Genomic DNA, 8,957 nt, shown 5'->3' on the forward strand with positions numbered 1-8,957 from the left:
TGTCCGATTAGTGACGATTGACTTAATTGGTCACTTGAATGAGCATGACGCATCCGTTACCGGGAGATCTTTATGATCCTGCGCCATCGCTTGTCACTCGCTGTCATTCTCGTCTTGCCGTTTGCCCTGGCCGCCTGCAACAAGGCCACGCCTGCCGATCCTCGCCTTCAAGTGCCTTTGGTGCGTATCGGTGTGGTTCAGCCAGCCGGGGCCGCTGCACGGATATTCACGGGTATCGTCGCGGCGCGCGTTCAGAGCGATCTCGGTTTTCGAGTGCCAGGGAAAGTCTCGGAGCGTCTGGTGGATGCCGGGCAGACTGTAAAGCGCGGTCAGGCACTCATGCGCATCGATGCCAACGACTTGACGCTGACGGCGAGGGCGCAGCAGGCAGTGGTTCTGGCGGCGACAGCTCAAGCCCGGCAAGCCGTCGATGATGAGCTTCGCTACCGTAAGTTGGTGTCCGTCGGGGCGGTGTCTGCTTCAGCGTACGCAGGGTACAAAGCGGCTGCCGACTCGGCGAAGGCCCAGCTCAACGCTGCCCGAGCTCAAGCTGATGTGGCAAAAAACGCGACCGGTTACTCGACGTTATTGGCTGATGCCGATGGCGTTGTGGTGGAAACCCTGGCTGAGCCGGGACAGGTGATTGGCGCTGGTCAGGTGGTGGTGCGTGTTGCTCACTCAGGGCAGCGCGAGGCGGTGATCCAGTTGCCCGAAACGCTCCGTCCAGCCCTGGGTTCTGTGGCTACGGTTGAGCTCTACGGACCCAACCAGCGTGGCGGCAGCGCTCGTTTACGTCAGTTGTCCGATTCTGCCGACCTGCAGACCCGAACCTTTGAAGCGCGTTATGTGCTGGAAGGGGATCTTTCCCAGGCCACTTTGGGTTCGACGATATCGGTGGGTATCGCGGATTCGAATGTGGTTGATGCCAGGGAGTTACAAGTGCCCATCGGAGCCCTTTATGACGCGGGTAAAGGCCCCGGTGTCTGGGTGGTTGAGGGAGAGCCGGAGCATGTGGTGTGGCGCCCGATCAGCGTTCGCAGCCTGAATAACGAGGACAGCGTGCGCGTGGCGGGCGATCTGCAAGTGGGTGATCGAGTTGTCGCACTGGGTGCGCATCTTTTGCGTGAGGGAGAGAAAGTCAGGACTGAACTTGTCGGTACGACGCAAAAGATGCTGGGAGAGGTGAGTCGATGAGCGGCTTCAATCTTTCGGCGCTGGCAGTACGCGAGCGCTCAATCACCCTGTTTTTGATCCTGCTGATTTCTGTAGGCGGGTTGTATGCGTTCTTCATGCTGGGCCGTGCGGAAGACCCCGCGTTCACCATCAAACAAATGACGGTGGTCACCGCCTGGCCTGGGGCGACGGCCCAGGAGATGCAAGACCAGGTGGTCGAAAAACTTGAAAAACGCATGCAGGAACTGCGTTGGTACGATCGGACTGAAACCTTTACTCGCCCCGGACTGGCGTTCACCACGGTTTATCTGCTGGATAGCACGCCGCCCTCAGCCGTTCAGGAGGAGTTCTATCAGGCGCGCAAGAAAATCCTCGATGAGCAAAAGGGGTTGCCGTCCGGGGTGATTGGCCCGATGGTCGATGACGAGTATTCCGATGTGACCTTCGCGCTCTATGCGCTCAAGGCCAAGGGTGAGCCGCAACGCCTGTTGGTGCGCGAAGCCGAGAGCTTGCGCCAGCGTCTGCTGCATGTGGCGGGTGTGAAGAAGGTCAATATCATCGGTGAGCAGGCCGAGCGCATTTTTGTCGAGCTGTCCTACGAGCGTCTGGCGACACTGGGCATTTCCGCACGAGACATCTTCAGTGCCTTGAACACGCAAAACATGATGACGCCGGCCGGCTCGGTAGAGGCGAAGGGGCCGCAGGTTTTCATTCGCCTGGATGGCCCATTTGATGACCTGCAGAAGATTCGTGATACCCCACTGATGGTGGAAGGCAGAACCCTGAAGTTGTCCGATGTGGCTGAGGTCAAACGCGGTTATGAGGATCCGGCGACGTTCCTGATTCGCAACAATGGTGAGCCGGCATTGTTGCTCGGCGTGGTCATGCGCGATGGCTGGAACGGTCTGGATCTGGGGAAGTCGCTGGAGACCGAGGCGACAGCGATCAACGAGCAGATGCCTTTGGGCATGAGCCTGACCAAGGTCACGGATCAGGCGGTGAATATTGGCGCATCCGTCAACGAATTCATGCTGAAGTTTTTTGCGGCCCTGGGCGTGGTGCTGCTGGTGTGTTTTCTCAGCATGGGCTGGCGGGTCGGCGTTGTGGTTGCCGCGGCGGTGCCGCTGACCCTGGCGGCGGTGTTCATTGTGATGGCGGCCACGGGCAAGGACTTCGATCGAATTACTTTGGGGTCGTTGATTCTGGCGCTGGGACTGCTGGTGGACGATGCAATCATTGCCATTGAAATGATGGTGGTGAAGATGGAGGAGGGCTACGACCGAATCAAGGCGTCTGCTTACGCCTGGAGCCACACGGCCGCGCCGATGTTGTCGGGGACGTTGGTGACGGCTATCGGTTTCATGCCCAACGGGTTTGCCAAGTCGACAGCTGGTGAGTACACCGCGAACATGTTCTGGATCGTTGGCATTGCGCTGATCACTTCATGGGTGGTGGCCGTGGTGTTTACCCCTTACCTGGGGGTCAAACTGCTGCCGCAGATCAAAGTGCCTGAAGGCGGGCATGCGGCGATTTACGGTACGCCGAACTACCAGCGGTTCAGGCGCCTGCTGGGCAGTGTGATCCGCCGCAAAGGTCTGGTGGCTACATCCGTCGTTGGCCTGTTTGTAGTTGCGATTCTCGGCATGGGTGTGGTCAAGAAGCAGTTCTTTCCAACGTCCGACCGGCCTGAGGTGCTGGTTGAGGTGCAGATGCCTCACGGCACGTCTATCGAACAGACTGATGTGGCAGCGGCCAAAGTCGAGGCGTGGCTGGCTCGGCAGCCGGAGGCCAGGATCGTCACCGCTTACATTGGTCAGGGCGCGCCGCGCTTCTATTTGGCAATGGCCCCTGAGCTACCCGATCCATCCTTTGCAAAAATCGTCGTGCTGACCGCGAGTCAGCAAGAGCGCGAGGCGCTCAAGCTGCGCCTCAGGCAAGCCGTGGCCGATGGCTTGGCGCCTGAAGCCCGGGTGCGCGTGACGCAGTTGGTATTTGGCCCCTATTCACCGTATCCAGTGGCCTTTCGGGTGATGGGCGCGGACCTTGCTGTGTTGCGGGATATCGCCGCGCAAGTGCGTGAAGTCATGACTGCCAGCCCCATGATGAGGACTGTCAACACCGACCTGGGCGAACGCGCGCCGGCACTTCATCTCACGCTGGATCAGGATCGTCTGCAAGCATTCGGCTTGACCTCGGCCGATGTCGCGCAACAGCTGCAATTTCTGCTCACGGGGGTGCCTGTCACCGAGGTGCGTGAGGACATTCGTTCGGTGCAGGTGGTCGCTCGCTCGGCGGGAGATACGCGTCTGGATCCAGCGAAAATTGCCGCCTTCACGCTGACCGGCGCCCATGGGCAGCGCGTGTCGCTGTCCCAGGTCGGCGCGGTGGATGTGCGGATGGAGGAGCCCGTTCTGCGACGTCGTGATCGTACGCCGACCATCACCGTGCGTGGTGACGTGGCTGAGGCTCTTCAACCTCCCGATGTTTCCAATGCCTTGATAAAGCAGCTGCAGCCCATCATCGACAAACTGCCGGCGGGGTACCGGATCGAGTTGGCCGGCTCGATCGAGGAGTCGGGTAAAGCGAACAAGGCATTGCTGCCGTTGTTCCCGATCATGATTGCGCTGATGTTGCTGACCATCATCATCCAGGTGCGCTCGATGTCGGCAATGATGATGGTGTTCGCCACCGCGCCGTTGGGCCTGATTGGAGTGGTACCCATTTTGCTGCTGTTCCAGCAACCGTTCGGGATCAACGCCTTGGTGGGGCTGATTGCCCTGTCCGGGATTCTGATGCGCAACACGCTGATTCTCATTGGCCAGATTCACTCCAATGAGCAATCCGGCCTTTCGCCTTACAACGCTGTGGTCGAAGCCACTGTGCAGCGCGCGAGGCCGGTGATCCTCACGGCGCTGGCGGCGATGCTGGCGTTCATTCCGCTGACCCATTCGGTGTTCTGGGGGACGCTGGCCTATACCCTGATTGGCGGTACGTTTGCCGGCACCGTGCTGACCCTGGTGTTCCTGCCAGCGATGTACGCCCTCTGGTTCAAGATCAAGCCTGAGCCAGCGCATACGGAAGACTGAAACGAAAAAACCCGCCAGAGGCGGGTTTCTTCGAGGATTCAAAGACTGGAAAAAAATCTCTGAATCTATGTTTGGCTCCACAACCTGGACTCGAACCAGGGACCCAGTGATTAACAGTCACTTGCTCTACCAACTGAGCTATTGCGGAATTGGTGCGTATGTTACTGATTCAAAAAGAGAAGTCAAGCATCAGTTATTAACTTTCACGATTCATCAGGACGGACGGTGGTTTGTCAGCGATTGGCGGTTACCAGAATCGCCCGAGAGGTCTACCATGGCCGCCCGGAAGTGGTCACACGCGCTGCCGGCCATTCGCCGATAAGGTACGCGCCACATGAATCACACATCACTGCACATCGAGGTGTCCGCATGACCACCGCTCAAATCAGCCTGCCCAAGGGCGTCGGCCCGCACGCCGAAAAACTCTTCGATGCGATCACTCAGGCCAGCACCGCTGAAGAATTGAACCGCGCGGGCGGCAAGGCTGAAGGCTTTGTCCTCGGCCTGGAAACTGCCAAAGCCATCAAAAGCCAGATCGCCGAGTCGCTGTACGTAGTCTACGACGACGCTGCCACCCAGCGCGCAACCGAACTGGCTTAACCGCCGAACGTGACGGTGCCGAGCATCAGTTTGGCGTAGAGCATCGTCGCGCCGAGTTGCACCAGCCACAGCGCCAGGCCGCCGAGAAACACTCCAGCCGCGACTTGCAGCACCAGATTGTTGCTGCGTTTGGCCGGGGAGCGGGGGATGAAGTCATCCATTTCGTCGCGGTCGGCACGCAGGTCATCGTTTTTCATGTTGTCTCTCTGAAATATCGTCTGTGTGCAGTCTAGAGCTTATGGACGGTTTTCTTCAGACAAATAAAAACGGGAAGCCCTGAGGCTTCCCGTTTTTCGTCACGCAACCGGATCAGATCACCTGAACGATGGCATCGGTTACCGCTTTGATGTTGCGCTGGTTCAGCGCGGCCACGCAGATGCGGCCGGTGTCCAGAGCGTAGATGCCGAACTCGTTGCGCAGGCGATGCACCTGTTCGGTGGTCAGGCCGGAGTAGGAGAACATGCCGCGCTGACGACCGACGAAGCTGAAGTCGCGTTGCGGGGCTTTTTCTGCCAGCAGGCTGACCATCTGCTCGCGCATGCCGCGAATGCGCAGACGCATTTCGGCCAGTTCGGCTTCCCACTGGGCGCGCAGTTCCGGGCTGTTCAACACCGCAGCGACAATGCTTGCGCCGTGGGTCGGCGGGTTGGAGTAGTTGGTGCGGATCACGCGTTTGACTTGCGACAGCACGCGCGCGCTTTCTTCTTTCGATTCGCTGACGATCGACAGGGCGCCGACGCGCTCGCCGTACAGCGAGAACGATTTGGAGAACGAGCTCGAGACGAAGAAGGTCAGGCCGGACTCTGCGAACAGACGCACAGCAGCGGCGTCTTCATCGATACCGTCGCCGAAGCCTTGGTAAGCCATATCGAGGAAAGGCACGTGACCTTTGGCGCGCACGGCTTCCAGTACGTTGTTCCAGTCCGCCGGGCTCAGATCGACGCCGGTCGGGTTGTGGCAGCACGCGTGCAGGACAATGATCGAGCCGTTCGGCAGGGCGTTGAGGTCTTCGAGCAGGCCGGCACGGTTCACATCGTGGGTGGCGGCGTCGTAGTAGCGGTAGTTCTGCACCGGGAAACCGGCGGTTTCGAACAGCGCGCGGTGGTTTTCCCAGCTCGGGTCGCTGATCGCCACGACCGCATTCGGCAGCAGTTGCTTGAGGAAGTCAGCACCGATTTTCAGAGCGCCGGTCCCGCCGACAGCCTGAGTGGTGACTACGCGACCGGCAGCCAGCAGCGGCGAATCATTGCCGAACAGCAGCTTTTGCACAGCCTGGTCGTAAGCGACGATGCCATCGATTGGCAAATAGCCACGCGAGGCATGCTGAGCAGCGCGGGTGGTTTCGGCTTCGATAACGGCGCGCAGAAGTGGAATTCGCCCCTCTTCGTTGCAGTAAACACCAACGCCCAGGTTGACCTTGTCGGTGCGGGTGTCTGCGTTGAATGCTTCGTTGAGGCCCAGGATCGGATCACGGGGTGCCATTTCGACAGCGGAGAACAGGCTCATTTTTGCGGCGGCTCTGAATGGAGTGTGGAGGGACGTGTAGCGCTCCAGCCGAATGCACTAGAGCGGTGCACAAACGGGGAGCTAGTATAGAGGCCATCATCGACCGATGGCGACAGGCGAATCGGCTTTTGGCGTAAGTTTTTCCGATTATTTCTCGACCGTTAGTCGATTGCCCGTGTCAGAGACTTTACCGGATGTAGGACGTTTGCCTTGAAAGGCGAGGCAATCGACTCCACATTCAACACAATCTTCGTTTTTCCTCGGGCGACATTGCTCGTTTGCGGTCTTTTCCGTGGCGCGCCGGTTGATCCGCAGCGTCGCGACCCAGAGGTATTTATGTCCGAATTCCAGCTTGTCACCCGTTTCGACCCTGCTGGCGACCAGCCGGAAGCCATTCGCCAATTGGTCGAGGGCATCGAGGCCGGGTTGGCGCACCAGACGCTGCTCGGCGTAACCGGTTCGGGCAAGACCTTCAGCATCGCCAACGTCATCGCCCAGGTGCAGCGCCCGACGCTGGTGCTGGCGCCAAACAAAACCCTGGCCGCGCAGTTGTACGGCGAGTTCAAGGCGTTTTTCCCGAACAACTCGGTCGAATACTTCGTTTCCTACTACGACTACTACCAGCCTGAAGCTTACGTGCCGTCGTCCGACACCTTCATCGAGAAGGATGCGTCGATCAACGACCACATCGAGCAGATGCGTCTGTCCGCGACCAAAGCGCTGCTGGAGCGCAAGGACTCGATCATCGTCACCACGGTGTCGTGCATCTACGGTCTGGGCAGCCCGGACACCTATCTGAAAATGGTGTTGCACATTGATCGCGGCGACAAACTCGATCAGCGCGCCCTGGTGCGCCGCTTGGCGGATTTGCAGTACACGCGCAACGACATGGATTTCGCCCGCGCGACCTTCCGCGTGCGTGGCGATGTGATCGATGTTTATCCCGCCGAATCCGATCTGGAAGCGATCCGCATCGAGTTGTTCGATGACGAGGTCGAGAGCATTTCCGCGTTCGATCCGCTGACCGGCGAAGTCATCCGCAAGATGCCGCGTTTCACTTTCTACCCGAAGAGCCACTACGTAACGCCGCGCGAAACCCTGCTCGGCGCCATCGAGGGCATCAAGGTTGAATTGCAGGAGCGCCTCGAATACCTGCGCAGCAACAACAAACTGGTGGAAGCCCAGCGGCTGGAGCAGCGCACGCGTTTCGATCTGGAAATGATCCTCGAACTGGGTTACTGCAACGGCATCGAAAACTACTCGCGCTACCTTTCGGGTCGCGATTCCGGCCAGGCACCGCCGACCTTGTTTGACTACCTGCCGGCCGATGCCTTGCTGGTGATCGACGAATCCCACGTCAGCGTGCCGCAGGTCGGCGCGATGTATAAGGGAGACCGTTCGCGCAAGGAAACGCTGGTCGAGTACGGCTTCCGTCTGCCCTCGGCGCTCGACAACCGGCCGATGCGTTTCGACGAATTCGAAACCATCAGCCCGCAGACGATTTTTGTCTCGGCCACGCCGGGCAACTACGAGGCGGAACACGCGGGCCGAGTGGTCGAGCAATTGGTGCGTCCGACCGGTCTGGTCGACCCGCAAATCGAAATCCGTCCGGCGCTGACCCAGGTCGATGATCTGCTTTCGGAAATCGGCAAACGCGTGGCGCTGGAAGAGCGGGTGCTGGTCACCACGCTGACCAAACGCATGTCCGAGGACTTGACCGATTACCTCGCCGATCACGGCGTGCGCGTGCGCTATCTGCACTCGGACATCGACACCGTCGAACGCGTGGAGATCATCCGCGATTTGCGTCTCGGTGCTTTCGACGTGTTGGTCGGGATCAACCTGCTGCGTGAAGGTCTGGACATGCCGGAAGTGTCGCTGGTGGCGATTCTCGATGCGGACAAGGAAGGCTTCCTGCGTTCCGAGCGCTCACTGATCCAGACCATTGGCCGCGCGGCGCGAAACCTCAACGGTCGGGCGATTCTCTACGCGGACCGCATCACCGGTTCGATGGAGCGCGCGATTGGCGAAACCGAACGGCGTCGCGACAAGCAGATTGCCTTCAACCTCGCCAATGGCATCACCCCTAAGGGTGTGTTCAAGGACGTCGCCGATATCATGGAAGGCGCTACCGTGCCCGGCTCGCGCAGCAAAAAGCGCAAAGGCATGGCCAAGGCTGCCGAAGAGAGCGCCAAGTACGAAGCCGAACTGCGCTCGCCGAGCGAAATCACCAAGCGCATTCGTCAACTCGAAGAGAAGATGTACCAGTTGGCGCGTGATCTGGAGTTTGAAGCGGCGGCGCAGATGCGGGATGAAGTGGCCAAATTGCGCGAGCGCCTTTTGGCTGTTTGATCTTTATCGCTTCCGATGGCCTCATCGCTGGCAAGCCAGCTCCCACAGGTTTCTCTGGCGTTCACACATGTTGTGTACACCTTCAATCCTTGTGGGAGCTGGCTTGCCAGCGATGAGCATTGGTATCTACACATCTAAGTTCTTCGGCTGGCCATCCAGCCGATGGCTTCTTTAGCAAAAGCCGCCAGCTCCTCTGGGGTGTGTTGCTCCAACGTCTCACACATGGCCAAAAGCATGTAT

6 protein-coding genes and 1 tRNA gene are annotated in these 8,957 nt (G+C 59.3%); 4 read left to right on the top strand and 3 right to left on the bottom strand.

What is annotated here, in order from left to right; all coding sequences use genetic code 11:
• Nucleotides 1-72 precede the first annotated feature (72 nt).
• Nucleotides 73-1,194 carry an efflux RND transporter periplasmic adaptor subunit gene (locus tag ACP7BN_RS15985; RefSeq protein ID WP_426205197.1) on the top strand — a complete coding sequence of 374 codons (1,122 nt, stop codon included), beginning with the start codon at nt 73-75 and terminating at the stop codon, nt 1,192-1,194.
• The gene (locus tag ACP7BN_RS15990; protein WP_426205198.1) at nt 1,191-4,259 is read left to right on the top strand and encodes an efflux RND transporter permease subunit; all 3,069 of its coding nucleotides are present in this window, start codon (nt 1,191-1,193) and stop codon (nt 4,257-4,259) included. The genes ACP7BN_RS15985 and ACP7BN_RS15990 overlap by 4 nt, the downstream gene beginning before the upstream one ends.
• Nucleotides 4,260-4,331: 72 nt before the next feature.
• Here ACP7BN_RS15990 and ACP7BN_RS15995 read toward each other — a convergent pair.
• Nucleotides 4,332-4,407 (bottom strand) — tRNA-Asn (locus ACP7BN_RS15995).
• Between the two features lie 221 nt (nt 4,408-4,628).
• On the opposite strand from ACP7BN_RS15995, the gene ACP7BN_RS16000 reads away from it, so the two are divergent.
• A complete protein-coding gene (locus tag ACP7BN_RS16000; RefSeq protein ID WP_420648719.1) occupies nt 4,629-4,859 on the top strand; it encodes a hypothetical protein in 231 nt (76 codons plus the stop codon).
• Here the strand turns inward: ACP7BN_RS16000 and ACP7BN_RS16005 are convergent.
• Both ACP7BN_RS16005 and ACP7BN_RS16010 read right to left on the bottom strand, forming a co-directional pair.
• Complete coding sequence (locus ACP7BN_RS16005) at nt 4,856-5,056, bottom strand: hypothetical protein (protein WP_420648718.1); 201 nt, start codon at nt 5,054-5,056, stop codon at nt 4,856-4,858. The two genes, ACP7BN_RS16000 and ACP7BN_RS16005, sit on opposite strands and share 4 nt — an antisense overlap.
• A 112-nt stretch (nt 5,057-5,168) precedes the next feature.
• Nucleotides 5,169-6,365 carry an amino acid aminotransferase gene (locus ACP7BN_RS16010; RefSeq protein WP_420648717.1) on the bottom strand — a complete coding sequence of 399 codons (1,197 nt, stop codon included), beginning with the start codon at nt 6,363-6,365 and terminating at the stop codon, nt 5,169-5,171.
• A 336-nt stretch (nt 6,366-6,701) separates the two neighbouring features.
• Here ACP7BN_RS16010 and uvrB point away from each other — a divergent pair, with 336 nt between their 5' ends.
• Entirely contained in the window at nt 6,702-8,717 is a 2,016-nt protein-coding gene (gene uvrB / locus ACP7BN_RS16015) for an excinuclease ABC subunit UvrB (protein WP_420648716.1), read from the top strand.
• Nucleotides 8,718-8,957: the final 240 nt, after the last annotated feature.

Source organism: Pseudomonas sp. TWP3-1 (assembly GCF_049896625.1).
Classification (GTDB): Bacteria; Pseudomonadota; Gammaproteobacteria; order Pseudomonadales; family Pseudomonadaceae; genus Aquipseudomonas.

Excerpts from the sequence above, each read along its gene's own strand:
- ACP7BN_RS16010 (WP_420648717.1), bottom strand. The coding sequence starts at position 6,365 with ATGAGCCTGTTCTCCGCTGTCGAAATGGCACCCCGTGATCCGATCCTG.
- ACP7BN_RS15990 (WP_426205198.1), top strand. The coding sequence starts at position 1,191 with ATGAGCGGCTTCAATCTTTCGGCGCTGGCAGTACGCGAGCGCTCAATC.
- ACP7BN_RS16000 (WP_420648719.1), top strand. The coding sequence starts at position 4,629 with ATGACCACCGCTCAAATCAGCCTGCCCAAGGGCGTCGGCCCGCACGCC.
- uvrB (WP_420648716.1), top strand. The coding sequence starts at position 6,702 with ATGTCCGAATTCCAGCTTGTCACCCGTTTCGACCCTGCTGGCGACCAG.
- ACP7BN_RS16005 (WP_420648718.1), bottom strand. The coding sequence starts at position 5,056 with ATGAAAAACGATGACCTGCGTGCCGACCGCGACGAAATGGATGACTTC.
- ACP7BN_RS15985 (WP_426205197.1), top strand. The coding sequence starts at position 73 with ATGATCCTGCGCCATCGCTTGTCACTCGCTGTCATTCTCGTCTTGCCG.